A 25,511-nucleotide genomic window follows, 5' to 3' on the forward strand; every position below is an offset into this window, starting at 1 on the left:
GCTTGCTTTTTTGGTCTATACCATTTATAATAATAAAAAAGAGCAAAGGAGAATACAAAATGGCTAATGTACTAATAAATGCAACTATTTACACAGGAAAAGAAAAAGTTGAAAATGCGTTTATTCGCTTTTCAGAAGAAATTTTAGCTGTAGGAAAAATGAGTGAGTATAAAAAAGAATCAACAGATCAAGAACAAGATGCTGCTGGAAAAATAATTTTACCAGGTTTTATTGATGTTCACAGTCATGGTGGTTATAGCTATGACAACATGGACAGCAGTGCAGATGAGATCAATCAGATGCTTCAAGAAATGTATAAAGAAGGCATCACTTCTTACTTTGCAACAACAATGACACAGTCTTATGAAGCAATTGATAAAGCACTTATCGCCATCAATGAAGCAGCTAGTAAAAATCCTGTGATTCAAGGAATTCATTTAGAAGGTCCATTTGTATCAAAAGAGTTTAAAGGAGCACAACCAGAAGAATTCATTCGCATACCAGATGCAAAACAAATGGAAAAATGGAATAAATTAAGTGGAAATCGTATTCGCTTAGTCACTTATGCTTCTGAAACTAGTGATGCGTCAGAATTTGAAGATTATTGTATGAATAATAACGTTGTTCTTTCAATCGGTCACAGCAATGCAACTAGAGCTCAGTTGATGGACTCTAAAGCCTCTCATATTACACATTTGTATAATGCACAAAGAGGGCTGCATCATCGCGAGCCAGGAGTAACAGGACATGCGTTTCTAGAAGACTCAATTTATACAGAAATGATTGTTGACGGCTATCATATTCATCCTGATATGGTCAACTTAGCGTATAAAATTAAAGGACCAGACCGGATTGAAGTCATCACGGATTCGATGCGTGCAAAAGGTTTACCTGATGGCGAGAGCGAATTAGGCGGGCAAAAAGTCCTAGTAAAAAATAATCAAGCAAGATTAGAAGATGGAACGTTAGCAGGAAGTGTATTGACGTTTAATGATGCATTTAAAAATATTATGGCTTTTACAGGTTGCTCCATTGAGGATGCTGTGAAAATGACTTCTGTCAATCAAGCAAGAGAATTTGGTTTAAGTAAAAAAGGCAGTCTCGAAGCGGGTAAAGATGCCGATATGATCGTAATGAATAGTGAATTTGATGTAGAGCATACATTTAGTTACGGAAAAATGGTTTATTAAACTAGAATCGAAAAGAAAAGGTGGAAATTAAAAATGGAAATAATTATTGTGAAAGATAACGTAGAAGGCGGAAAGAAAGCATTTGAATTGATTAAAGAAGGTATGGAACAAGGAGCAAAAGTATTAGGATTAGCTACAGGAAGTACACCTGTTTCGTTGTATCACGAAATGATCCAAAGTGACGTGGATTTTTCAGATATGACCGCTCTTAATTTAGATGAATATGTTGGACTTGCTCCTACAGATCCTCAAAGCTACCATTATTTTATGGAAGAACAGTTATTTTCTAAGAAACCATTCAAAGAAACATTTGTGCCCAATGGAATGGCTAAAGATGCAAAACAAGAGTGTGAACGCTATGATCAAATTATTGAAAAACACCCAATTGATATTCAAATTTTAGGTATTGGAAGTAATGCACATATTGGATTTAATGAACCAGGTACTTCTTTTGATTTAACAACGCATAAAGTAGAATTAGTGCCATCTACTATTGAAGCAAACAAACGCTTTTTTGATAATGCTGAAGACGTTCCACGTTTAGCTTATTCAATGGGAATCAAATCAATTATGCAATCTGAAAAGATTATTTTAATGGCGTATGGTGAAACAAAAGCAGAAGCTATTAAAAAAGCTGTAGAAGGACCTGTAACGGAAGAAGTTCCGGCAAGCATCTTGCAAAATCATAAGAATGTGATTATGATTGTAGATGAAGCAGCAGCGAAATTAATGCAACGATAGGAGCGAACTCATGGCTAAGGCGACACCAATTTATATTCAAATTCATAATCAAATAAGAAAAATGATAGAACAAGAAGTTTGGAAAATAGGAGAGCGTATTCCTTCTGAAAGAGATTTAGCTATCCAATTTAATGTCAGCCGAATGACCTTGAGACAAGCCGTACAAACTCTGGTAGATGAAGGAATATTAGAGCGAAAAGTAGGCTCTGGAACCTATGTATCCAATAAAAAAGTACAAGAAAAAATGGCTGGTATTCAAAGTTTTACCGACATTATGACTTCACAAGGAAGAAAACCTACAAGTAAAACGATTTCTTATCATGTCAAGCCTGCTAGTGTAAGTGAAGCAGAAAATTTAAAGCTTGAACCAGAAGAAATGGTTTTAAGAATGGAACGCATTCGATACGCAGATGATATTCCTATTTGTTTTGAAGTGGCTACGATTCCGTATCATCTTGTTGAATCATTAGGAAAACAAGAAATTACTAAATCACTTTATAAAGTTTTAGAAGCGGAACAAGGCATCACGGTTAAACGAGCGGAACAAACAATTTCCGCTATGCGTGCTTCTGAAAAAATTGCGGAGTATTTATCTATAAAACGTGGCGAATCGATTCTTCAGTTGAAACAAATCAGTTACTCAGAAGAAAACTTGCCATTTGAGTATGTTCGTACTCAATACGTTGGGGAAAGATTTGAATTTTATTTAGAAAAGGATTTACGCTAAGCAACAATTAGCGTAAATTTTTTTGCTGTTAAAGTTCCTCAGTCCAGTCAAAACTAAATTGCAATTGTATTTTAGCCATTAAGTTTGTATAATGAGAGCAAGAATGGCTTTGAAAGTAGGTTTCTTTTTTATGTATGATATGTTTCAAGTATTGGTGTTCTGCTTATTAACGATCATAATCAGTTTTATGCTGACGCCGCTAATAAAAAAATTGGCATTAAAAGTAAATGCTATAGACAAGCCTGGCGAAAGACGAGTAAATGTAAAGGCGATGCCAACTTTAGGTGGATTGGCGATCTACTTGTCTTTTTATTTTTCCCTATTTTTTCTACAGCCGATTCCAATTAAACAAGTTCTACCGTTATTTATTGCTTCTACGGTAATTATTATTACAGGAATGATCGATGATTTAATCGAGATTTCTCCAAAAATGAAGCTTTTGGGTATCATAATAGCTGCATTAATCATTTACTATGTAGCTGATATACGAATGGATCTCGTCACCTTACCATTAATTGGAAAAATACAGTTGGGAGTCTTTAGCTTACCCATAACGTTAATATGGATATTAGCTATTACGAACGCTGTCAATTTAATAGATGGCTTAGATGGGTTAGCAACTGGAGTTTCAATTATTGCTTTAACAACCATGGGTATTATTGGATTCTTCTTTTTAACGATAGCTGATGTAGCTGTTCCAATCATGATTTTCACTCTTGTTGCAGCATCCATTGGATTTTTGCCCTATAACTTTTTTCCAGCGCGTATTTTTTTAGGCGACACAGGTGCTCTATTTTTAGGCTTTATGATATCTATTATGTCGCTTCAGGGACTGAAAAACGCAACATTGATCACCGTTATCATACCGGTTGTCATACTAGGCATACCGATTACAGATACGGTTGCAGCTATATTGAGAAGACGGTTAAATCGAAAACCAATTTCGAGTGCGGATAAAATGCATTTGCACCATCGTTTAATGACGTTAGGCTTGACCCACAGACAAACGGTACTTGCTATTTATAGTATTGCCGCTATGTTTTCATTAATTGCATTGATGTATCCTTTGTCTACTTTTTGGGGATCTATTATGTTAACGGTAGGCTTACTGCTTGGGCTGGAGTTGTTCATGGAATTAATTGGGTTAGTTAGCGAAGAAAGAAGACCCTTATTATCTAGATTTAGACGTTTTGCAAAAAAATTAAATCGAAAAAGATAACTAAAAAAACGGGTACAAGACTTTTAAGTCTTGTACCCGTTTTTTTTAGTAAGCGTAATTTGTTAGGCCGTTTGTTTCAAATTCATAATCTTCATCATCTCGTTCATCTAAAGAATCTAATCCAAGAGCTACTCGGAAACGATGACTGACAAAATCAACGCTGTCTGGATAAAGTTCAACCAGACTTGCTCCATTCATTGTGAAATCTGTCCATTCAAAGGTATAAGAGTTAAAGGCGTAAGAGCCCTCTAATCCTGTCTGAGCTATCCCTAGCATTTCATTAAAGGTCAAATCAGTACGCATGTTTGAACCAACTGCTTCTATGACATCTGTATATTTTGAAATGGAACCAGCACTTAAGGCTTTTTCAACAATTGCTTGTATCAACAATTGCTGTCTTTCTCCACGCATAACATCATTATCAATTTTTCTTGTGCGAGCCAAGGCTAACGCTTCTTCACCATTTAATGTTTGGTAACCTTCTTCTAAGGTGATTTGATTCATCTTGCCATCAGAATTTTGTTCTGAAAAAGCTATTGGAACATCCATTTCAATGCCGCCTAATGCATCTATGATTTTCAAAAAGGCGTCAAAATCAAAGGTCACATAGTAATGAATAGGAACATCTAACAATTCTTCAACGGACTCAATTGTTGCTTGTTCTTCTCCCTTACCATAAGCTGCATTGATTTTATCCTCACGCACGTATTCTCCTTGATACATGATTGGAGTATACGTGTCTCTAGGGATACTGACCATGTTAACTTCATGATTATTTGGGTCGATAGTCAAATAGATTAGCGAATCGGTTCTTGCACTTCCAAGGTCGCGTTCTTCTGTATCATCAATACCCATGATTAAAATAGAAGTGGTTTCTTTAATTGGATCTACTACAACTTCTTTACTACGGTCTAGTTCATGATAAGAATCGTCAATTGTTTTTTGAGCAGTTGCATAAAGCTTAGCTGCATAAACCGCTGCCCCTAAAATAATAATCATAATTGGAATCAAGATACTAAGAATAATCGTATTCTTTCTTTTTTTTCGTTTATCAATATATGACGCACTTCTACTAGTATTAGGATGTTTCTTCACACACATTCTCCTTCAGAAAATCATTTGCTTTTGGACTGATCAAGTGGTACTTGTTATCTAGGCGCATATAGCCTAAAATATCCTGTTTATTTTATCACGAATGAATACAAGTAGGAAGATTATTCGGAAATGTAATCATTTCTTAATATTTAATTTACAATCCTTTCGTCACAATAAACATCTTCTCCTAGTTTAAATGTTACTTGACCATTGAGCCACTCAATAACGTTAGCTTGGAAATCAGTTAATTGTTCGTGATCAATGAGACATAAAAAAGAAACAACATCAGTATAAACAATATCCTTAATAGCATAGTTCGCCTCACGTAGAGAGTTTTCCAATTTTCCCGAGGCTGGATAAGCAACAGTAATCGTTACTTGAGTGTGTAGTCGTCTTTCAACAACTCCAATCGCATTTAAACCTTGGCTGACAGCTTTTCCATAAGCACGTATCAAACCTCCTGCACCAAGTTTGATACCTCCAAAATAACGTGTAACAACAACCACAACGTTTTTAAGATCTCTTTTCTTTAGAACTTCTAACATAGGAACCCCGGCCGTACCAGAAGGTTCTCCGTCATCGTAAGCACGTTGAATTTCATTATGATCGCCAATTAGATAAGCTACACAATTATGGTTAGCTTTGCTATGTTCTTTTTTTATAGACTGAATAAATTCTTGAGCTTGTAATTCATCTGATACACGTTTTAAATGACAAATAAAACGAGACTTTTTTATTTCAAATTCAAATTGTCCATCTTTTTCAATGGTATAGTAATGAGTTAACATAGTTAGTCCTTTCCTTAAACTAAGTAAGTGTCTTATACAAATAGTGTACCGTTAGTATAAGAATTGAACAAGAGCAATAGAAAAGTGATCTACTAAAGAAGGAGTTTTAACAAAAAAAAAAGTATGATATAATTTTAACTTGGCCACTAGACTGTGGGAAAAATTAATAGTGAGGCGATAAATTGAAAATTGCAGTGGTAACAGACAGTACAGCTTATTTAACTGATGAACAGTGTGAAAAGTATTCCATTTATAGATTACCGTTATCGGTTATAATGGAAAAAGAAATTATTGAAGAAACAAAAATAGACCCTGCTACTTTCTTTGAAAAAGTTAAAACAATGGAGACTTTACCGACAAGTTCACAACCACCTATAGGTGAAGCATCAGTGTTATTTAATGAGCTATTTAAAACGTATGATGCTGTTATAAGTATTCATTTATCGAGTGAGCTGAGTGGAACTTACAATACGATAAAAAGTTTAGCTGCTATCTATGAAGATTTTAAAATTTACCCATATGATTCGGGAATCAGTTGTTCAGCACAAGGTTACTTTGTATTAGAAGCAGCAAGAATGGCTAAAGAAGGTTTTACCGTTGAAGATATTTTTCATACATTTGAAAAAATACAAAAAACCTTGCAGGCTTATTTTGTGGTAGATGATTTAAATCATTTGGTTCGCGGAGGACGACTGTCTAATGGGTCAGCAATGATTGGTTCATTATTGAAGATAAAACCTATTTTGCATTTCGAAGATAAAAAAATTACGGTTTTTGAAAAAATAAGAACGAAGAAAAAGGCTCTTAAAAGAATCGAACAACTATTAGGAGAAGATGTCGCAAAAGGTTATCCGATCGTTACAACGATTATTCATGCTAATGCTGAGCAAGAAGCTCTAGCGTGGATGGAAGATTTAAAACAGCAGTACCCAACATTACGTTATGAGATCAGTTACTTTGGTCCAGTTATCGGCACACACTTAGGTGAAGGTGCTTTAGGTATAACTTGGGCAGAAGATCAGACAAGCAAATAAAGCCATTATATTATTTTATACAAGTAAAAAGTGAATGACATTATAGAACGAATAGTTGAATAGGTAAAGGTTTGGGATAAATAGAATCCCGAGCCTTTTTTTGCGTACAGTAAAAAAGAGGTGATGGAAAAATGGATCATTTTTTGATGGGAAGAGAGTTATTAATGAGTGAATTAAAAGAAGACTTTCTTAAAGAATTTAAAGGTATAACTTCAAAAGGTTTTATGGAAGTAGGCCAACAACTGACTTGCCGGCGCTGTGGATCTAATCAACCAAAAGATCGACAAGCAGCTCCTTGCACTTGTGGAAAAAATTGTTTTTATTGTATTCGCTGCCTTCAGATGGGGAAAGTTAAACGATGTAATACGCTGTATCATGCTCCTGAAAAAAACCAGTTTATCCTTATAAAAGAACCCATTTTGACTTGGAAAGGTCAACTATCGCAGCAGCAGGAACGTGCATCTAAAGAGATTGAAACAACTATAAAGACTGGGCAAACAAGACTAATATGGGCTGTGGCTGGTGCTGGGAAAACAGAAATGCTTTTTAAAGGAATAGAATGGGCAATCAAAAGTGGAAAAAGAGTTTGTATTGCTTCTCCAAGAACGGATGTGTGTCTGGAATTAACCCCTCGTCTAAAAAGCGCTTTTCAACCTGTAGAACAAATCACTCTTTATGGAGAGATGGAAGAAGGTTACAGATACACCCAATTAGTTATTGCGACTACTCATCAGCTTTTGCGATTTAGAGAGGCATTTGATGTCTTAATCATCGATGAAATTGACGCTTTTCCGTTTAATACAGATAAAGCCTTACAATTTGCTGCACAGAAAGCTAAAAAAACTACAGGAACCATTATTTATTTATCTGCCACCCCAAACAAACAAATGAGACAAGATATTGTACAAAAAAAATTAGCCGCTTCAGTATTACCAGCGCGCTATCATGGGTTTGCGCTACCTGAACCTAAAGCTATTTGGGTAGGCGATTGGCGTAAATCTATTATGAAACGAAAAAAAAAAGCTGTGATTTTCAAAGAGATTCAGCGTTTATTACAAGCAAAACGCCGATTCCTCGTATTTGTACCTAATATTGAATTAATGCTTGAATTTTCGCGCTGTCTTGCAGAATTTTTCCCAGACTGTTCATTTACAAGTGTTTCTTCAGAGGATGAGCAGCGCAAAAAAAAAGTACAGAAGATGCGTGATGAAAACTATCAGTTCATGCTGACAACAACTATTCTGGAGCGAGGTGTTACTTTTCGAGATATTGACGTTCTTGTTTTAGGTGCTGAAGACCGGACGTTCACAGAAGCTGCATTGATTCAAATTGCCGGTCGTGTTGGAAGACATCGTGATTTTCCAATAGGAGAAGTTCGTTATCTCCATTATGGACAAACAAAAGCGTTGAAAAATGCTATTAGCCAAATAAAAAAGATGAACCACTTAGCTCGTGAAAGGGGATTATTGATAGGAAAATGAACTGTCTGTGGTGCGGAAAAACAACTAAAGAAGTCTTACACTTAAGAGAATTGTTGTCTTTTACCAGAGTTGAACCAACTGTTAGATGTCATTCTTGTTCTAGTAAACTAGTGTCGTTACAAAATGGTCCTGTTTGTCTAGGGTGCAGCCGGCACTGGGTAGAAGAAGGGCTCTGTCCAGATTGCAAGAAATGGAAAGCTGATTATCCAGGCTATGACTTCAAACATACAGCATTATATCAATACAATACGTTCATAAAAGAGTGGATAGAGGCTTACAAATACACGGGTGATTATCGACTAGGGGAATTATTCAAAAAAGAAATTCAATTCTTTTTTTTAAAGCAAAAAAAACAAGTTATCCCCATACCAATAAGTGATAAAAGCAAACAATTAAGAGGGTTCAATCAAGTAGAAGGTATGCTGGACTTTGCCGGAGTAACCTACACATCGGTTTTGATTCATTGCGGAACCGGAGAGAAACAATCAAGTAAAGATCGAAAAATGCGTATGCTATCTCCCCAGCCGTTTGTGGTTGATAAAAGTCTTCAAATTAGTATAAAAGGAAAACATCTAATCCTAGTGGACGATATCTATACGACTGGCCGAACTTTTTTTCACGCAGCCGACTGTCTAATGAGAAGTGGGGCACAAAGTATTGAAACATTTTCTGTTTCTCGCTAAATTTAGCCCAATGTAATCGATTTTATTTGCAATCTATTGGTGTTGATATATAATTAATTTAAGCATATCATCATTTGAGTGGTCCAATTGATGATGCTGATTCTGATACACAATCAGATGAAAGGGGAGAGTGTTTATGTTTAAATATAATGTCCGTGGCGAAAATATTGAGGTAACTGCAGCTATTCGTAGTTATGTTGAAAAAAAAGTGGGGAAAGTTGAAAAATATTTTAATGATGTACCTGAAGCAACAGCCCACGTTAATTTAAAAACGTATTCCGATAAAACGGCTAAAGTGGAGGTAACAATTCCTTTACCTTATTTAGTTCTACGCGCGGAAGAAACCTCGCCTGATTTATATGGAAGTATTGATTTGGTAACAGATAAACTTGAACGCCAAATGAGAAAATATAAAACTAAAGTTAACCGCAGATCTCGCGGATCCAACGTTGTTGTTCCACCTGCTTTACCAGGAGAAGAGGAAGAATTAATGGAAGATGAAGTGAATATCGTTAGAACGAAACGCTTATCATTGAAACCAATGGATAGTGAAGAAGCTGTGTTACAAATGGACATGTTAGGACATAATTTCTTCATTTTTGAAGATGCAGACACAAATGGTACAAGTATCGTATACCGTCGTAAAGACGGAAAATATGGATTAATTGAAACCGAATAACTTAAAATGCTGAAAATGAAAAAACTTCAAGGCAAGAGAAACTTCTTTCTTGCCTTGAAGTTTTTTAGATTTTCTTTTATTGCTAAAAAAGCATCTAGATAAGGAACGCTTAATGTGGATAAAAAGGTTTCAATTGTGAATCAGTAATGATAGAATTAATAAGAATATTGACTATTGTCATAAAAATCGAAAATTCTAGCGTAAAGCTGAAGTCAACTAGTCTACTAACAAAATGAAACTTAACTTAAACTAAACAGAAATATAGATAAAGATATAGGGGAGAAAGATTAATGGCTAATTTTTTACGTAACTTAATTGAGAACGATAAAAAAGAATTAAAAAGCTTAAGCAAAATAGCTAAGCAAGTTGAAGAATTTGCAGATGTAATGGCTAATTTGTCAGATAATGAACTAAAAGCAAAAACACCTGCATTGAAGAAAAGATACCAAGATGGAGAAACGTTAGATGCTTTACTGCCTGAATCTTTTGCGGTTGTCAGAGAAGCAGCTAAACGTGTACTAGGGTTGTATCCATATCACGTACAATTAATGGGTGGGGTTACGCTACATCGTGGAAACATTCCTGAAATGAAAACTGGTGAAGGTAAAACGCTAACCGCAACAATGCCTGTTTATTTAAATGCGTTAACAGGAGAAGGCGTACACGTTGTCACAGTAAATGAATATTTATCTAGTCGTGATGCTACTGAAATGGGAGAGTTATATGAATGGTTAGGCCTAACAGTAGGCTTAAACTTAAATTCAAAATCTTCAGAAGAAAAACGTGAAGCTTATTTAGCGGATGTTATGTATAGTACGAATAACGAATTAGGATTTGATTATCTTAGAGATAATATGGTTGTTTACAAAGAACAAATGGTGCAAAGACCATTAAATTATGCGATTGTCGATGAAGTCGATTCTATTTTAATTGATGAAGCTAGAACACCATTGATCATCTCAGGTCAAGCAGCGAAATCGACAGCTCTATACAATCGAACAGATTTCTTTGTTAAAGGATTAAAAGAGGAAGAAGATTTCACAATTGACATTCCATCTAAAACGATTGCTTTAACGGAAACTGGAATTGAGAAAGCTGAAAAAACGTTTAGAATAGATAATTTATATGATGTGGAAAATCAAGCGCTGACACACCATATCGATCAAGCTTTAAGAGCTAACTTTATTATGCATCATGACGTAGATTACGTTATTCAAGATGGTAAAGTAATGATCGTAGACCAGTTTACTGGTCGTATTATGGAAGGTCGTCGCTATTCTGATGGTTTGCACCAAGCTATTGAAGCTAAAGAAAATGTAGAAATACAGAATGAATCAAAAACAATGGCGAATATAACATTCCAAAACTACTTCCGTATGTACAGAAAATTAGCAGGTATGACAGGTACAGCTAAGACAGAAGAAGAAGAGTTCCGTGAAATTTACAACATTCACGTAGTGTCTATACCAACAAATAAACCATTGATTCGTGATGACAAACCAGATTTACTTTACCCAACATTGGAAAGCAAGTACCATGCTGTGGTTGCAGAAATCAAAGAACGGCATGCTAATGGCCAGCCAGTATTGGTAGGAACGGTAGCTGTTGAAACATCTGAACTAATATCCGGTTATTTAAGAAAAAATAACATTCCTCATCAAGTTTTGAATGCTAAGAATCACTTTAAAGAAGCTGAAATTATTACAAATGCTGGTCAAAAAGGTTCAGTTACAATTGCGACCAACATGGCTGGACGTGGAACAGATATTAAATTAGGTGCAGGTGTTCGTGAAGTAGGCGGACTATGTGTTATTGGTACAGAACGACATGAGTCACGTCGTATTGATAATCAATTGCGTGGACGTTCTGGACGACAAGGAGATCCTGGGGTTACTCAATTTTATCTTTCATTAGAAGACGAATTAATGAAGAGATTTGGTTCAGAACGTATCCAAGCTGTTCTTGAAAGACTTAAAGTGAGTGAAGAAGATGCTGTAATCCAAAGTAAAATGATTTCACGCCAAGTTGAATCTGCTCAAAAACGTGTGGAAGGAAATAACTATGATACACGTAAAAATGTTTTGCAGTATGATGATGTCATGCGTGAGCAACGCGAAATTATGTACAATCAACGACTAGAAGTGATCATGGCTGAAGATTCATTGAAACATGTCACTGTTCCAATGATCCAACGTACGATAGCACGTATTGTACAAATCAATACTCAAGGACCAAAAGAAGAGTGGAAATTACAAACTATTCTTGATTTTGCACAGGCTTCTCTAGTTCACCCAGATGATATTGCCATGAGTGATTTAGAAGGTAAAACAGTTGAAGAAATTGAAACAGTCTTATTGGACGCTGCAAAATCAATCTATGCTGAAAAAGAGAAACAATTAAATGGTAAAGAACAAGTTCTAGAATTTGAAAAAGTTGTTATTTTACGTGTAGTGGATAGCAAATGGACAGAGCACATTGATACAATGGAACAACTGCGCCAAGGTATTGGTCTGCGTGCATATGGACAAAGCAATCCATTAGTTGAGTACCAAGCAGAAGGGTTCAAATTGTTTGAAGAAATGATTGGTTCTATTGATTACGAAGTGACTCGTCTATTAATGAAATCACAAATTCGTCAAAACTTACAAAGAGAACAAGTTGCCAAAGGAACAACGGCACGTTCAACAGGTGACGGACAAGTTGTTAAAGAAGCACAAAAAAAACCAATGAAAATAGATAGTTCAAAAGTAGGGCGTAATGATCCTTGTCCATGTGGAAGCGGTAAAAAGTATAAAAATTGTCATGGAAAATTGGATTAAACAAACCATTAGTGATTTGTTCAATTATCATATCAACTAAAAAATATAATATAGAAAAGAACACGATTTGTAAGATGAGTCGTGTTCTTTCTAAATTGGAGTGAAGATAATGGAATTAAGTGATATTAGAAATAATTTAGAAACTGCGGATAAAAAAATAAACGGTTTTGGGAGGTCTCTTTGACTTAGAAACATTAGAAAGAGACATTGCTGAATACAATGATAGAATGACAGAACCCACATTTTGGGATGATGCACAAAAAGCTCAAGCGATTATCAATGAAGCAAATGAGTTGAAAGAAAAATACAATCAATATAAAGATCTTTTAACTGAAAAAGAGGAATTAGACCTATTACTAGAAATGGTAAAAGAAGAAAACGATGAAGAACTAGTAAAAGAATTGGATAGTAAAATCAATCCCTTCTTAGATAAACTAGATCAATATGAGTTGGAACTACTATTGAGTGACCCATATGATAAGAATAATGCGATTATTGAGCTGCATCCAGGAGCAGGTGGAACTGAATCACAAGATTGGGGCAACCTGCTGCTTAGAATGTATACACGCTGGGCTGAAAAAAGAGGATTTAAAATTGAAACACTGGATTACCAATCTGGTGATGAGGCAGGGATTAAAAGTGTAACTCTGCTGATTAAAGGAATGAATGCTTATGGTTACTTGAAAGCTGAAAAAGGCGTTCATCGTTTAGTACGAATTTCCCCATTCGATTCTGCAGGTCGCAGACATACTTCTTTTGTTTCAATTGATGTTGTACCCGAACTAGATGACAGTGTGGATATAAAAATCAATTCGGATGATTTGAAAGTGGATACCTATCGGGCAAGTGGAGCTGGTGGACAGCACATTAATACAACAGATTCAGCTGTCCGAATCACGCATATGCCAACTGGAGTTGTAGTGGCTAGTCAAGCACAACGTTCACAATTAAAAAATAGAGAACAAGCAATGAGCATGCTAAAAGCGAAATTGCATCAACTTGAGGTAGAAGAGCATGAAAAAGAAATGGCCGCTATTAGAGGCGAACAGTTAGAAATTGGTTGGGGATCACAAATTAGATCCTATGTCTTCCATCCTTATTCAATGGTAAAAGATCATCGGACAAATTATGAAACAGGTAATATCAGTCAGGTTATGGACGGCGGAATTGACCCGTTTATACAAGCTTATCTGAGAAGTAAAATCTCAACAACTGAAGAATAATAAAGAAAAGTCAAAATTCCGACAAATTTAGCTGAATTGTCAGAATTTTGATTTTTTCGTTTGTAACAAAAGAAATCTACCGAATCCCAAAATTAGAGTTCATTAGATGGGTAAGTGGTAGGGATTATCCTTATTAAACCGTTTTTTATAAAAAAAAGTAAAAAAAAGAACTGGAAATCATTCAGTACATCTAAATAAGACAGTAACGTTACAGAAATAATACAGATTGAAATGAATTTGTAAAGTAAATACAACTGACAGAAGTTTTTATAGTGCTATAATGATTAAGCATTGAGGCAAAATACCCATGGCGGTAGAAGAAACACCTGAATTGTGTGTTAGAAACTAAAAAAGTTAGGTGATAAAAAAATGATTGAAATGCAAAATGTCTACAAGAAGTATCCTAACGGTATTACAGCTATTAATGGTTTATCTGTTCGTATAGAGTCAGGTGAATTTGTATATGTTGTCGGGCCTAGTGGAGCTGGTAAATCAACTTTTATAAAGATGATTTATCGTGAAGAAAAAGCAACTAAAGGTACAATTAAAGTCGGAGATTTTGATTTAATGACTATTAAAGAAAAAAACATTCCTTTTTTAAGACGTTATGTCGGAGTTGTATTCCAAGATTTTAAATTACTTCCAAAATTAACAGTGTATGAAAATATTGCCTATGCGATGGAAGTTGTCGAAAAAAACCCTAAAGCCATTCAAAAAAGAGTATTAGAAGTTCTCGAACTAGTCGGTCTAAAACACAAAGTACGTATGTTTCCTAATGAATTATCAGGTGGAGAGCAACAGCGAATTGCCATTGCAAGAGCTATTGCAAATACGCCTCATGTCTTAATTGCAGATGAGCCAACTGGGAACCTTGATCCAGATACATCATGGGAAATCATGAAAATTTTGGAAGAAATCAGTAATCAAGGAACAACTGTAATTATGGCAACTCATAATAGTCAAATCGTTAACGTTGTTAAACACCGTGTACTTGCGGTTGAGAATGGACGCATTGTCCGAGATCAATTGGAAGGAGATTACGGTTATGAAGCCTAGAACAGCAAAAAGACATGTTATTGATAGTTTGAAAAGTTTGAAGAGAAATGGCTGGATGTCATTTGCAGCTATTAGTGCTGTAACAGTAACTCTACTATTAGTTGGATCATTTATTGCAATGTTAATGAACGTAAATAAGCTAGCTACTGATATTGAAAATGATGTAAGTGTTAGAGTATATATTGATTTAGCCGCAAATGAAGAACAACAACAACAATTACAGTCAGAATTAGAAACACTTGATAATGTGGAATCAGTTGAATTCTCAAGTCGTGAAGATGAATTAGAGCAAGTAGTCGGCAGCTATGGTGATGAATTTAATTTATTTGATGGAGACGATAATCCTTTATACGATGTATATATTGTAAATACAGATGATCCAGAAAATACAGCACCTGTTGCAGAACAGATTGAAGAGTTAGATTACGTCACTCAAGTCAATTATGGTGGAGCAACTGCAGATAACTTATTTAAAACGATGAATACGGTTCGTAACGTTGGAGCAGTCGTGATTGTTGCGTTGATTCTGACAGCTGTATTTTTAATTTCAAATACGATTCGAATCACAATCTTTTCACGCCGTACTGAGATTGAAATTATGAAATTAGTCGGTGCAACAAATTGGTATATCAGATGGCCTTTCTTAATTGAAGGAGCTTTAATAGGGCTGATTGGTGCAATTATACCAGTAACGATTTTGAGCTTTGTATACGTTGCATCATTTGATGTACTAACAAATTTCTTAAAAGGTACGTATTTTGCACTCCTAACGCCAAATCCATTTTTATACCAAGTTGGCGGATTAATGCTGGCAATCGGGATTATTATCGGTGCAATCGGATCATTCATGTCAATTAGAAAATTCTTAAAAGTATAATGACTTTAACTAAAGACAAAAACTAAACTATTTGGGAAAACGGGGGATAACAAAATTGAATAAAAAGTTCATTAATATAGCATTAGTTGCAGCATTAGGTTTTTCAACCTATGTTGCACCTATGACAGCATTTGCAAGTACAGATGAGGATATCCAAACATCTACAGAAAAATTGGTTGATCTAGAAAAGAAAGAAGCTTCAGCAGAATCTCAATTAGCAACCATTACAGCTACCATCACTGATAACGAAAACAACGCGAAATCTTTGATGTCTGAAATGAAAAAAACACAAACAAGTTTAAACGAGTTGGAAACAGAAGTTTCTGATTTGACTACTGCTATTGAGCAACGCGAAGCTAAATTGCAAGATCAAGCACGCTCTGTACAAGTTGATGGAGATAATCAAAATTATGTAGATTTTGTACTAAATGCTGACTCAATTGCTGATATTATTGGACGCACTGATGTCGTTTCCCAAATTGTATCTGCAAATCAAGATTTAGTAAAAGCTCAAGCAGCTGATAAAGAAGCTGTAGCTACAAAACAAAAAGAAACTGAAAAAAAAGCTGAAGAGCAAACTTTATTGGCTGCAAAATTGGAAGCCTCTAAGACTGACTTAGAACAACAAAAATTAGAAAAAGAAGCAGTTGTTGCATCTATTGCTGCTGAAAAATCTATTGTAACAAATGAAAAAGAAAAATTTCTAGCTGTTAAAGCAGCAGCAGAAAAAGGGGCAGAAGAATTAGCGCTTGTTAAAACAACGTCTTCTGTTAAAAATACAAGTTCTGCAACTGTTGAATTAACGAGTTCTGAAACTAAAGCAAATGAGGCTTCAGAATTAACAGCTAAACCAATTGAAACAAAAAAAGCTGATTCAACAGCAACAGCAGTAACTTCTTCAAATGGTTCATGGGCAACAATTAAAAGTGCTGCCTATGGGGTTATTGGAACACCGTATCTTTATGGTGGAACAACTACCAGCGGTTTTGACTGTTCTGGTTTCACTAGCTATGCATTTGCAGCAGCTGGTATCAGTCTTCCACGTACAGCAGGCGCTCAATACGCAGCTTCAACAAAGATTTCACAATCTGAAGCACAACCTGGTGATTTAGTATTCTTTAACCAAACAGGAAGTATTGATCACGTAGGTATCTATCTTGGAAACAATCAATTCATTGGTTCACAATCGTCAAAAGGTGTTTCAGTTACAACGATTAGTCAAGCTTACTGGGCTCAATACTTGGTTGGTTTTGGCCGTATAAACTAAATCACTTAATAAAATACAGATTTTTTTTCTGATCGTTTCCCAAAAACGTTTTAAACCAATCGCTAACATCGTGTTAGCGATTGGTTTTTTTTTAGATAAAAAAATAAATATGGGGTATAAACTGCTTTTTATTGTAAAAATCATGTAAACTATATTTAGAAATAGATAAATTCATGATTATATTGATTTAGTTTGATAAAATAGAAAAGAAGAGAAGGAGTAGATGCAAATGGCAGCAAATTTTTTAATTGCGCTAGTGCTATTTTTTATCCAACCTACATTTTTAGTGGGTTTAGTTTTTGCAATTTGGACAAGTCACCGTAGGATCAACCATGAAAGAAGTAATCATCGTGTTGCTGTTTATAATACATTGTATGAAATTAAAAACTATTTAATTTTAGGACTTCTTTCTGGAGTAATTGGTTCAATTCTTTTAACCATTGTTGGCATTCCACTTACAATGGATTGGATTATTGTGTATCAAATTGTAACAATTTTGAGCTTGGTTGTTGGTTATCGGTTTGTTCATCCGATATTTACAATTTCAATCAGTTCATTAATTCTGTTAGGACTACCATTAGTTTTAGCCAGTCATGATTTTTCTTTTATACCGAATAACTGGTACCAACCTTTAAGTCAAAGTGAATTTATCGGTATGCCATTATTTATGAATAGCTTCATTATTCTTATTTTTTTATTAGGGGCTTCTATTTTTACCATTAAAAGAAAAGCGGATACTCATTTATCTGCTCGCTTTTTAAAAACAAAACGAGGAAAACGGATTGCGAAATATCCAATAAAACCTTTTTGGGTATTGCCATTGTTATTAGTTGTTCCAGGTGAAGGTTTCCAAGCATTCTTTAGCTGGTGGCCAGTCTTTTCAATTGGAAACGAATTGTATTCTTTCTTTTGGTTGCCGATTTTAATCGGTTTTCAATTCACTATCCAATCTCAAGTGCCAAAAGCTGCTGTTTCCAAGTTAGTTAATGATTTAGTAGTAATAACAGGAGTGGCAGTGATTATTGCCATCGCTTCTATTTGGCTTCCTTATGCTCCGATTTTTGGATTTGTGTTCTTGATTATTGGTGGAGGGATTGTATTATATCGTCACCGTAAACGAGAAAAAAACTGGAATGTTCTTTTTGGACCCGCTGAAAACGGGATAAAAATTATTGGTATTCGTCCAGATACGCCAGCGGAAAAAATGAATTTGGTAGTTGGAGACACAATTGTTTATTGCAATAATATGCCTATTGAAACCGAATCTGATTTTTATCAAGCATTATCAAAGAACAGTGTCTATTGTCATTTGAAAGTTAGAGGTATAGATGGTGAGCTTCGCTTAACTGAAACAGCTATTTATGCAGACTCTCCTCATGAAATTGGCGTAGTAATCTTAGAAAAGTAGGTTAAGGCAAAAAGGGAAGATTAAAAATATCAATATAGGCGGGATAAAATGAAAAAAGTATTAATTGTCGATGATGAACAATCTATTTTAACATTGTTAGCTTTTAATCTAGAAAAAGAAGGTTATCAAGTAGATACAGCTTTGGATGGTTTAGAGGGATATGAAATGGCCGTTGCTCATCCTTATGATTTTATTATTTTAGATTTAATGCTTCCATCAATGGGTGGGATGGACATTTGTAAAAAATTGCGACAAGAAAAGATTGAAGCACCAATAATGATGTTAACAGCTAAAGATGATGAACTTGAAAAAATTATCGGTCTTGAATTAGGTGCGGATGATTATATGACTAAACCATTCAGTCCTCGTGAAGTGCTTGCGAGAATGAAAGCAATCATGAGACGGATGAGCAGTAAAAGTAAGGCAGAAGAAGCTTTAAAAGAGTCGAATAGTACAGCAGAACAGGATGAATTAATTAAAGTAGGAGATATTCAAATAGACCCTAGCCAGTATGAAGTAATTGTAAGAGGAAAAAAAATAGATGTTACTCCAAAAGAATTCGAATTACTGATGTATATGATCAAACGAATCAATCGTATTCTAAGCAGAGAACAATTGCTGGATGCAATATGGAACTTTGATTATGCAGGTGAAACCAGAATTGTTGATGTACACATTAGTCACTTAAGAGAAAAAATAGAAGTAGACACAAAGAATCCTACTTATATTCGAACAGTAAGAGGTTTTGGCTATAAATTTGAGGCTCCTAAATAATGAGGAAACTTCAATTTCGAATCCTAGCTATTTTTATTGCGATATTCACTATTTTTAGTTTGTCAATCGGTCTTTACTCGATTAATTTACTACAAGATTATGCTAGTAATAGTCAAGAAGAGGAGTTGATCAAGCAGGCTAAAACAATAGCAAGCTTACTTCCTATGAATGTTGATGATCCGACAAACTTGGAAGCTGCAACAAATGAGGCAACAGCTCTTGAGATGCAATCAGATGAAAGATTAACGATCATTGATCTTTCTGGTGTTGTCGTTTTTGATACAGCAACAAATGAAGAAACATTGGAAAACCATAGCAATCGTGAAGAATTTCAAGCGGTATTAGCTGGAAATGAAGTAGGTGTTTCAGCCAGGAATAGCGAAAGTACAAATGAAACGCTGTATTACGTTGCAGTTCCTTTGCTGGGAGAGCAAAATGAATTAGCAGGTGTCTTGCGATTATCTAGACCAGTAGCTGAAATCAATCAAATTAGTGAACAAATAAAAACCTCTCTATTACTGTTTAGTTTATTAGCTCTTATTTTAACTACATTAATCACACTAATTATAACAAAACGCATTGCAAAACCGATCAATGATATTATGACCGTTGCTAAAAGTCTTTCTGATAAACAGTATGAGGTTAGGTATAAAGGGAATGCATATGGTGAGGTGGCAGATTTAGGGCAAACGATAAATGAACTAGCAACAAGTTTAGAAGAACAAACGCAAGAAATCGAACAAAATGACAAACGGCTTTATGAATTGATCAATCATTTGGTTATTGGTGTGATGCTGATAGATGAACATCGAACTATAAAAATGGTGAATCCTGCAATGAGTGTTATTCTAGGGGAAGATGTCACCAAACTTGTTGGAAATTCTTACGTCGAAGCAACAAAGAGCTATGGATTAAGCCACTTGATTGAAATAGCTTACCAAAAAAATGAAAAACAAAATGATGAAATTTATTTTTATTATCCCAAAGATAAAATTGTTGATGCGAATATTGTTCCAATTGACGGGAAAGAACCAGGAGAGCAGAACTTAATTGTCTTGTTGTATGACATTACAGAAATTAGAAGGCTTGAAAAAGTACGGACAGATTTTGTAACCAATGCTTCACACGAATTAAAGACACCTGTTACAGCTCTTAAAGGTTTCTCAGAGACATTGTTGGATGGAGCAATGGAAGACAAAGAAGTACTGAAACAATTTTTAGAAATTATGTTGGCTGAAAGCAGTCGCTTAGATTTTTTAGTGAATGATATTCTAGAGTTGTCGAAACTGGAACAAAAACAAGTGCCTATGAACATGCAAGAAGTCAATCTTACCGAAGCAGTATTATCTACCTTTCAACTCGTGAAACAAACAGCAGATGAAAAAGAGATGAAACTGAACTTAATTGAAGAAGATACTTTGTTTATTACAGTGGACAGCAGTCGATTAAAACAAATATTGGCTAATCTCATTAATAATGCAGTTGTCTATACTCAAGATAGCGGAGAAGTAACGGTTACTATAAGAAAAGAAAATAATCAAGCTGTTATCTTGGTTTCAGATAATGGAATTGGAATACCTGAAGATGAACAAGATCGGATCTTTGAACGGTTTTATCGAGTTGATAAAGCCCGTAGTCGTAATTCTGGCGGAACGGGATTGGGATTATCTATAGTGAAGTATTTAGTGGAAAACTTGAATGGATCGATTGCCGTTGAAAGTAAACTTGGGTTAGGAACAACTTTCATTGTAAGACTGCCTATACAACCAAAATAACTAGTTATAGGCAATGCATCATTAAATTAAATTGTAGTAAAAAAAGCCTTGAGTAAATCTCAAGGCTTTTTTTTACTTGTTTAACAAATTGTTGAACGAATTTTAACAACCACTTACAACAAGTAGAAACTCTATATCGATAGGCAAATACAACAATATTTACACAAAGTTAATACTCTTTACAATAATCTACAAAAACATTACATAAAGCGAGAGTAAAATTAATATTCATTCGTTAAGATATGTATGTGGACAAGGGGTATGGGTGTCCAACACTAATACTAAAAGGATGGGTAAAATGACTATTACAAAACTATCAAAATTAACTTTAACTTTAGGCTTAGGCTTAACATTAGCAGCTTGTGGAGCAGAATCAGATTCTGCAGGTTCATCAGAAAACACGGAAGAATTTGACACAACGCAAACAATCAATGTTATTTCACGTGAAGATGGTTCTGGTACTCGTGGAGCATTTACTGAAATCACAGGCGTACTAGTTGAAGATGGCGATACTGAAACAGATAACACGTATTCTGGAGCGACTATTCAAAATAGTACTAGTGGTGTTATGACAACAGTAGCTGGAGACCCAGCATCAATCGGGTACATCTCTTTAGGTTCATTAGATGACAGTATTAAAGGTGTGAACATTGAAGGCGTAGAAGCAACTCCTGAAACCGTACAAGATGGTTCATATGCTATTTCTCGTCCATTCAATATTGCTTACAATGGAGAACTAAGTGAAGTTGCTCAAGATTTCTGGACATACATTATGAGTGCTGAAGGACAAGAAGTTGTTGTAAACGAAGGATACGTTGAAGCGGTAACAGATGCACCTGCATATGAAGCAGCTGAAGACATGACTGGAAATATCAGTATTGTTGGTTCAACTTCAGTAACACCAGTAATGGAAGTTCTAGTTGAAGAATATACAGCTCTTAACCCAGAAGTTACAATCGATGTTACATCAAACGGTTCTTCTGCTGGTATGACTGCTGCAATGGACGGATCGGCTGATATTGGAATGGCTTCTCGTGAATTAAAAGATGAAGAATTAGAAGTGTTAACAGCTGAACCACTGGCTATTGATGGTATCGCTGTAATTGTTAATAATGAAAACTCTGTTGAAGATTTAACAATGGAACAAGTAAGACAAATCTTTACAGGTGAAGTAACAACTTGGGATGAAGTTGCTAAATAATAACTAGGTAAAACATAAAAATAACCAGAGAGATTCTGGTTATTTTTATGAAGTGAGTTTCAGTCAATTGGGAAATTGACAAATGAATCCAGCCTATCAACTTGTATCCATCAAGGTAGGCTGGTTTTTCATATATGGGGATAAAAGTAGGTAAAAAAATTTACAATTATCCATAAATACAATTGAAAAAGAATGTGTTTATGGATGATTTATTCTGTTTTATGTTAAAGGAGATCAATATGAAGACGAAAAAATTAGATGGATTTATGAAAGGTGTCTTTTTTGTATCTGCACTGACATCGGTCTTAGCTATCGTTTTAATCTGTATCTTTATTTTTGCAGGTGGCGTTCCATTTATGATTGAATATGGAGTGTTTGATTTTTTATTCGGTCAAAAATGGGCACCATCTAATACCCCAGCCTCATTTGGGATATTGCCAATGATCATGGGTTCATTAGCTGTAACATCTGGTGCGATTGTTGTTGGGGTGCCAATAGGGATTTTAACGTCTATCTTTATGGCAAAGTTCTGTCCAGCTTGGTTATACAAAATTCTTAAGCCAGCTGTTAACTTAATGGCAGCTATACCTTCTATCGTTTATGGATTCTTTGCTTTACAAGCTATTGTACCAATCATGCGTAATCTAGTCGGTGGTACAGGGATGAACATGCTGACAGCCATCATCTTACTTGGGATTATGATCTTACCAACGATTATTGGATTGTCCGAATCATCTATACGAGCTGTTCCTAGAAGTTATTATACTGGGAGTATGGCTCTAGGAGCGACACACGAACGCTCAGTCATGAAAGTAGTAGTACCTGCTGCTAAATCTGGAATCATCTCCTCAGTTATTTTAGGAATTGGACGTGCAATTGGAGAAACCATGGCCGTCGTTTTAATCGCTGGAAACCAACCTATTATGCCAGAAAGTTTAACTTTAGGTGTTCGTACATTAACAACGAATATTGTACTGGAAATGGCTTATGCAAGTGGTTCGCACAGAGAAGCACTTATTGCAACGGCAGTAGTATTGTTTGTATTTATTTTAATCATTAATGGTACTTTCTTAATCATTAAGAAAAAGGGGGCTAAATAATCATGGCCAGTAAATTAATGAGAAGTTTAATTTATTTAGCAGCAGCCATAACTTTTGGGTCCTTGTTTTATATCGTAGCATTTATTTTAGCAAAAGGGATACCTTATATTACTCCTGAAATGTTTGCTTGGAAATATACAACAGATAATGTTTCATTGATGCCATCTCTAATTACAACCCTTATTGTAGTGGGTATGACTTTACTGATTGCAACTCCGCTTGGTGTATTTACAGGATTTTATTTAGTAGAGTATGCAAAAAAAGGAAATAAAGTCGTTGAAGTTATTCGTATTGCAACGGATACCTTAGCAGCTGTTCCTTCTATTGTTTATGGTCTTTTCGGAATGTTGTTTTTTGTCACCTTTTTAAACTTTCAATATTCCGTCTTAGCTGGAGTACTAACTTCGGTAATAATGGTTTTACCGTTGATTATTCGTTCCACAGAAGAAGCATTGCTGTCAGTAAACGACTCTTTACGAGAAGCGAGCTTTGCTTTAGGAGCGGGCAAATTAAGAACAATATTTAGAGTAATATTACCTGTTTCTATGCCTGGAATCTTATCAGGTGTCATTCTAGCAAGTGGACGAGTTGTTGGTGAGACAGCTGCATTATTGTATACGCTAGGAAGCTCAACAAACTTACCAGATAGTCTCTTTTCATCAGGAAGAACGTTAGCCTTGCACATGTATGTTCTATCAAGTGAAGGAATGCATGTAAATGAATCCTATGCAACAGGAGTTGTTCTGATTTTATTTGTTTTAATTATTAATGGTTTGTCAACATTTTTGAGTAATAGACTGACAAAGGGGACAAAATAATGAGTAAATTAAGTATTAAAAACATGGATTTATTTTATGGTGAGTTTCAAGCCTTGCACAATGTGAACTTAGAAATTCCTAAAAACCAAATTACAGCTTTTATTGGACCGTCTGGATGTGGCAAATCAACGTTAATCAAGAGTTTAAATCGGATGAATGATTTGATTGAAGGCTGTAAGATAGAAGGATCCATTTTATTAGATGAAGAAAATATCTATAAAAAAGACTTTGATGTCAATGAGTTACGTAAAAAAGTCGGTATGGTTTTTCAACAACCGAATCCTTTTCCAATGAGTATTTACGATAATATTGCTTATGGGCCAAGAACACACGGTATCAAAGATAAAAAAACGTTGGACGCGTTAGTTGAAAAAAGCCTTCGAGGAGCAGCCATTTGGGAAGAAGTAAAAAATGATTTGAAAAAAAATGCGCTGTCTTTATCAGGTGGACAACAACAAAGAATCTGTATTGCACGTGCGTTAGCAGTTGAGCCTGAGATCTTACTGATGGATGAACCTACAAGTGCATTAGATCCTATTTCGACTGCTAAAATAGAAGAGCTGGTTACAGTGTTGAAAGAAAGTTACACCATTGTAATGGTTACACACAACATGCAGCAGGCTTCTCGTGTATCAGATAGAACAGCCTTTTTCCTAAATGGAAAAATTGTCGAAACTGGTGAAACAAGAAAAATATTTACAAATCCTCAACAAAAACAAACAGAAGATTATATCTCAGGACGTTTTGGTTAATCATCTTAATAAGAAATGGAGAGAAATGATTTGAGAAGAGTATATGAAGAAGATCTGGCAAATTTGCATGTTCATTTTTCGGAGATGGGTATGATGGTTAATGAAGCAGTTTATAAGTCAGTCAAAGCATTTACTAACCACGACAAAGAACTTGCCCAGCAAGTGATCGATAACGATATCATGATCAACGCACGTGAAACTGAATTAGAAAAAAAATGTTTTGAATTGATTGCATTACAACAACCTGTTACAAGTGATTTACGTAAAATAGTAACAGTTATGAAAGCTAGTGCTGATTTAGAAAGAATGGGGGATCATGCAGTAAGTGTTGCAAAAGCCGCTATTCGAGTTAAAGGTACAAAACGTGTTCCAAAAATTGAAGCTGATATAGCAGAGCTTTCAGAGAAAGTAAAAGTGATGGTTGAAGGTGTGTTAGAAGCCTACATCAAGGAAGATGCCAACAAAGCAAAGAATTTATCAACGGCTATTAACGATATTGATCATGAATTTTATGGCATTTACCAACAATGTATTGATGAAATGAAAGCAGATCCTGAATTGATTTTAGGGGCAACAGATTATATGTTGGCTGCAAGATATTTAAAGCGTATCGGTGATTATGTTACAAATATCTGTGAATGGATCGTCTATTTAAAAACGGGTAAAGTTGTAGAATTAAATACAAGTAAAGGATAGAAAGAAATATTTTGAGCTGCTTTCTATAAAAAAATAAGTGTATTTAAATTGGAGAGAGGTAAAAAAACTCTCATTTGATTTGGTGGCCAATAAACTAAAAAGGCAAAG

22 protein-coding genes and 2 pseudogenes are annotated in these 25,511 nt (G+C 35.1%); 22 read left to right on the forward strand and 2 right to left on the reverse strand.

The features are described 5' to 3' along the window. Window positions 1–59 precede the first annotated feature (59 nt). The 4 genes from nagA (at window position 60) to CAR_RS01800 (ending at window position 3,877) form a co-directional block, all read left to right on the forward strand. A complete protein-coding gene (gene nagA / locus CAR_RS01785; protein ID WP_013710015.1) occupies window positions 60–1,190 on the forward strand; it encodes an N-acetylglucosamine-6-phosphate deacetylase in 1,131 nt (376 codons plus the stop codon). A gap of 33 nt (window positions 1,191–1,223) precedes the next feature. Further along, window positions 1,224–1,931, forward strand: coding sequence for a glucosamine-6-phosphate deaminase (gene nagB, locus CAR_RS01790; protein ID WP_013710016.1), 708 nt, complete (start codon window positions 1,224–1,226; stop codon window positions 1,929–1,931). A gap of 10 nt (window positions 1,932–1,941) precedes the next feature. After that, on the forward strand, window positions 1,942–2,658 hold the full coding sequence (locus CAR_RS01795; RefSeq protein ID WP_013710017.1) for a GntR family transcriptional regulator: 717 nt from the start codon (window positions 1,942–1,944) through the stop codon (window positions 2,656–2,658). A gap of 139 nt (window positions 2,659–2,797) precedes the next feature. Continuing rightward, window positions 2,798–3,877 (forward strand): glycosyltransferase family 4 protein, encoded by a 1,080-nt coding sequence (locus CAR_RS01800; protein ID WP_337999049.1) that lies wholly within the window; start codon window positions 2,798–2,800, stop codon window positions 3,875–3,877. A 45-nt stretch (window positions 3,878–3,922) separates the two neighbouring features. Here CAR_RS01800 and CAR_RS01805 read toward each other — a convergent pair whose 3' ends face one another. Both CAR_RS01805 and CAR_RS01810 read right to left on the reverse strand, forming a co-directional pair. Continuing rightward, window positions 3,923–4,972 (reverse strand): LCP family protein, encoded by a 1,050-nt coding sequence (locus CAR_RS01805; RefSeq protein ID WP_013710019.1) that lies wholly within the window; start codon window positions 4,970–4,972, stop codon window positions 3,923–3,925. A gap of 149 nt (window positions 4,973–5,121) precedes the next feature. After that, window positions 5,122–5,760 carry a YigZ family protein gene (locus CAR_RS01810; RefSeq protein ID WP_013710020.1) on the reverse strand — a complete coding sequence of 213 codons (639 nt, stop codon included), beginning with the start codon at window positions 5,758–5,760 and terminating at the stop codon, window positions 5,122–5,124. A gap of 182 nt (window positions 5,761–5,942) precedes the next feature. Between CAR_RS01810 and CAR_RS01815 the strand changes: the two genes are divergently transcribed. From CAR_RS01815 to phoU, 18 genes and pseudogenes are all read left to right on the forward strand, one after another. Continuing rightward, on the forward strand, window positions 5,943–6,794 hold the full coding sequence (locus CAR_RS01815; protein ID WP_013710021.1) for a DegV family protein: 852 nt from the start codon (window positions 5,943–5,945) through the stop codon (window positions 6,792–6,794). Between the two features lie 131 nt (window positions 6,795–6,925). Further along, window positions 6,926–8,275 (forward strand): DEAD/DEAH box helicase, encoded by a 1,350-nt coding sequence (locus tag CAR_RS01820; protein WP_013710022.1) that lies wholly within the window; start codon window positions 6,926–6,928, stop codon window positions 8,273–8,275. Next, complete coding sequence (locus tag CAR_RS01825) at window positions 8,272–8,958, forward strand: ComF family protein (protein ID WP_013710023.1); 687 nt, start codon at window positions 8,272–8,274, stop codon at window positions 8,956–8,958. The genes CAR_RS01820 and CAR_RS01825 overlap by 4 nt, the downstream gene beginning before the upstream one ends. Before the next feature lie 136 nt (window positions 8,959–9,094). Next, window positions 9,095–9,637: a ribosome hibernation-promoting factor, HPF/YfiA family gene (gene hpf, locus CAR_RS01830; RefSeq protein WP_013710024.1), complete on the forward strand. Its 543-nt coding sequence runs from the start codon at window positions 9,095–9,097 to the stop codon at window positions 9,635–9,637. A 290-nt stretch (window positions 9,638–9,927) separates the two neighbouring features. Further along, window positions 9,928–12,310: pseudogene (secA, locus tag CAR_RS01835) on the forward strand (preprotein translocase subunit SecA); the annotation flags it as partial. 65 nt (window positions 12,311–12,375) lie between these two features. Continuing rightward, a pseudogene (locus CAR_RS13450) lies at window positions 12,376–12,456 on the forward strand (SEC-C metal-binding domain-containing protein); the annotation flags it as partial. Window positions 12,457–12,565: 109 nt separating this feature from the next. After that, window positions 12,566–13,679, forward strand: a protein-coding gene (gene prfB, locus CAR_RS01840) for a peptide chain release factor 2 (RefSeq protein WP_148229379.1) whose coding sequence is annotated in 2 segments (ribosomal slippage) — window positions 12,566–12,637 and window positions 12,639–13,679 — 1,113 coding nt in all. Because the reading frame shifts where the segments join, the coding sequence is not laid out codon by codon here. A gap of 369 nt (window positions 13,680–14,048) precedes the next feature. Further along, window positions 14,049–14,735: a cell division ATP-binding protein FtsE gene (gene ftsE / locus CAR_RS01845; protein WP_013710027.1), complete on the forward strand. Its 687-nt coding sequence runs from the start codon at window positions 14,049–14,051 to the stop codon at window positions 14,733–14,735. Then, window positions 14,725–15,612 carry a permease-like cell division protein FtsX gene (gene ftsX, locus CAR_RS01850; protein ID WP_013710028.1) on the forward strand — a complete coding sequence of 296 codons (888 nt, stop codon included), beginning with the start codon at window positions 14,725–14,727 and terminating at the stop codon, window positions 15,610–15,612. The genes ftsE and ftsX overlap by 11 nt, the downstream gene beginning before the upstream one ends. Window positions 15,613–15,667: 55 nt before the next feature. Next, complete coding sequence (locus tag CAR_RS01855) at window positions 15,668–16,879, forward strand: C40 family peptidase (protein ID WP_013710029.1); 1,212 nt, start codon at window positions 15,668–15,670, stop codon at window positions 16,877–16,879. Window positions 16,880–17,108: 229 nt separating this feature from the next. After that, on the forward strand, window positions 17,109–18,287 hold the full coding sequence (locus tag CAR_RS01860; RefSeq protein ID WP_148229380.1) for a PDZ domain-containing protein: 1,179 nt from the start codon (window positions 17,109–17,111) through the stop codon (window positions 18,285–18,287). Window positions 18,288–18,335: 48 nt separating this feature from the next. Continuing rightward, the gene (locus CAR_RS01865) at window positions 18,336–19,061 is read left to right on the forward strand and encodes a response regulator transcription factor (RefSeq protein WP_013710031.1); all 726 of its coding nucleotides are present in this window, start codon (window positions 18,336–18,338) and stop codon (window positions 19,059–19,061) included. Further along, window positions 19,061–20,836, forward strand: a complete 1,776-nt coding sequence (pnpS, locus tag CAR_RS01870; protein WP_041556077.1) for a two-component system histidine kinase PnpS — start codon at window positions 19,061–19,063, stop codon at window positions 20,834–20,836. Before CAR_RS01865 ends, pnpS begins: the two co-directional genes overlap by 1 nt. A 298-nt stretch (window positions 20,837–21,134) precedes the next feature. Further along, window positions 21,135–22,037 carry a substrate-binding domain-containing protein gene (locus CAR_RS01875; protein ID WP_052303128.1) on the forward strand — a complete coding sequence of 301 codons (903 nt, stop codon included), beginning with the start codon at window positions 21,135–21,137 and terminating at the stop codon, window positions 22,035–22,037. A gap of 239 nt (window positions 22,038–22,276) precedes the next feature. After that, entirely contained in the window at window positions 22,277–23,137 is an 861-nt protein-coding gene (gene pstC / locus CAR_RS01880; RefSeq protein ID WP_041556078.1) for a phosphate ABC transporter permease subunit PstC, read from the forward strand. 2 nt (window positions 23,138–23,139) lie between these two features. Next, the gene (pstA, locus tag CAR_RS01885; protein WP_013710035.1) at window positions 23,140–23,955 is read left to right on the forward strand and encodes a phosphate ABC transporter permease PstA; all 816 of its coding nucleotides are present in this window, start codon (window positions 23,140–23,142) and stop codon (window positions 23,953–23,955) included. Beyond that, window positions 23,955–24,707, forward strand: coding sequence for a phosphate ABC transporter ATP-binding protein PstB (gene pstB, locus CAR_RS01890; RefSeq protein ID WP_041556079.1), 753 nt, complete (start codon window positions 23,955–23,957; stop codon window positions 24,705–24,707). Before pstA ends, pstB begins: the two co-directional genes overlap by 1 nt. A 30-nt stretch (window positions 24,708–24,737) precedes the next feature. Further along, window positions 24,738–25,403 (forward strand): phosphate signaling complex protein PhoU, encoded by a 666-nt coding sequence (phoU, locus tag CAR_RS01895; RefSeq protein WP_041556080.1) that lies wholly within the window; start codon window positions 24,738–24,740, stop codon window positions 25,401–25,403. Window positions 25,404–25,511 lie beyond the last annotated feature (108 nt).

The sequence above is a fragment of the Carnobacterium sp. 17-4 genome (genome assembly GCF_000195575.1).
Classification (GTDB): domain Bacteria; phylum Bacillota; class Bacilli; order Lactobacillales; family Carnobacteriaceae; genus Carnobacterium_B.

What these genes read in the sequence shown, in the direction of transcription:
- CAR_RS01875 (WP_052303128.1), top strand. Translation starts at nt 21,135, where the DNA reads ATGACTATTACAAAACTATCAAAATTAACTTTAACTTTAGGCTTAGGC.
- ftsE (WP_013710027.1), top strand. Translation starts at nt 14,049, where the DNA reads ATGATTGAAATGCAAAATGTCTACAAGAAGTATCCTAACGGTATTACA.
- pstA (WP_013710035.1), top strand. Translation starts at nt 23,140, where the DNA reads ATGGCCAGTAAATTAATGAGAAGTTTAATTTATTTAGCAGCAGCCATA.
- CAR_RS01865 (WP_013710031.1), top strand. Translation starts at nt 18,336, where the DNA reads ATGAAAAAAGTATTAATTGTCGATGATGAACAATCTATTTTAACATTG.
- CAR_RS01810 (WP_013710020.1), bottom strand. Translation starts at nt 5,760, where the DNA reads ATGTTAACTCATTACTATACCATTGAAAAAGATGGACAATTTGAATTT.
- CAR_RS01860 (WP_148229380.1), top strand. Translation starts at nt 17,109, where the DNA reads ATGGCAGCAAATTTTTTAATTGCGCTAGTGCTATTTTTTATCCAACCT.
- nagB (WP_013710016.1), top strand. Translation starts at nt 1,224, where the DNA reads ATGGAAATAATTATTGTGAAAGATAACGTAGAAGGCGGAAAGAAAGCA.
- CAR_RS01820 (WP_013710022.1), top strand. Translation starts at nt 6,926, where the DNA reads ATGGATCATTTTTTGATGGGAAGAGAGTTATTAATGAGTGAATTAAAA.
- pstB (WP_041556079.1), top strand. Translation starts at nt 23,955, where the DNA reads ATGAGTAAATTAAGTATTAAAAACATGGATTTATTTTATGGTGAGTTT.
- pnpS (WP_041556077.1), top strand. Translation starts at nt 19,061, where the DNA reads ATGAGGAAACTTCAATTTCGAATCCTAGCTATTTTTATTGCGATATTC.
- nagA (WP_013710015.1), top strand. Translation starts at nt 60, where the DNA reads ATGGCTAATGTACTAATAAATGCAACTATTTACACAGGAAAAGAAAAA.
- CAR_RS01825 (WP_013710023.1), top strand. Translation starts at nt 8,272, where the DNA reads ATGAACTGTCTGTGGTGCGGAAAAACAACTAAAGAAGTCTTACACTTA.
- CAR_RS01795 (WP_013710017.1), top strand. Translation starts at nt 1,942, where the DNA reads ATGGCTAAGGCGACACCAATTTATATTCAAATTCATAATCAAATAAGA.
- pstC (WP_041556078.1), top strand. Translation starts at nt 22,277, where the DNA reads ATGAAGACGAAAAAATTAGATGGATTTATGAAAGGTGTCTTTTTTGTA.
- CAR_RS01800 (WP_337999049.1), top strand. Translation starts at nt 2,798, where the DNA reads ATGTTTCAAGTATTGGTGTTCTGCTTATTAACGATCATAATCAGTTTT.
- hpf (WP_013710024.1), top strand. Translation starts at nt 9,095, where the DNA reads ATGTTTAAATATAATGTCCGTGGCGAAAATATTGAGGTAACTGCAGCT.
- ftsX (WP_013710028.1), top strand. Translation starts at nt 14,725, where the DNA reads ATGAAGCCTAGAACAGCAAAAAGACATGTTATTGATAGTTTGAAAAGT.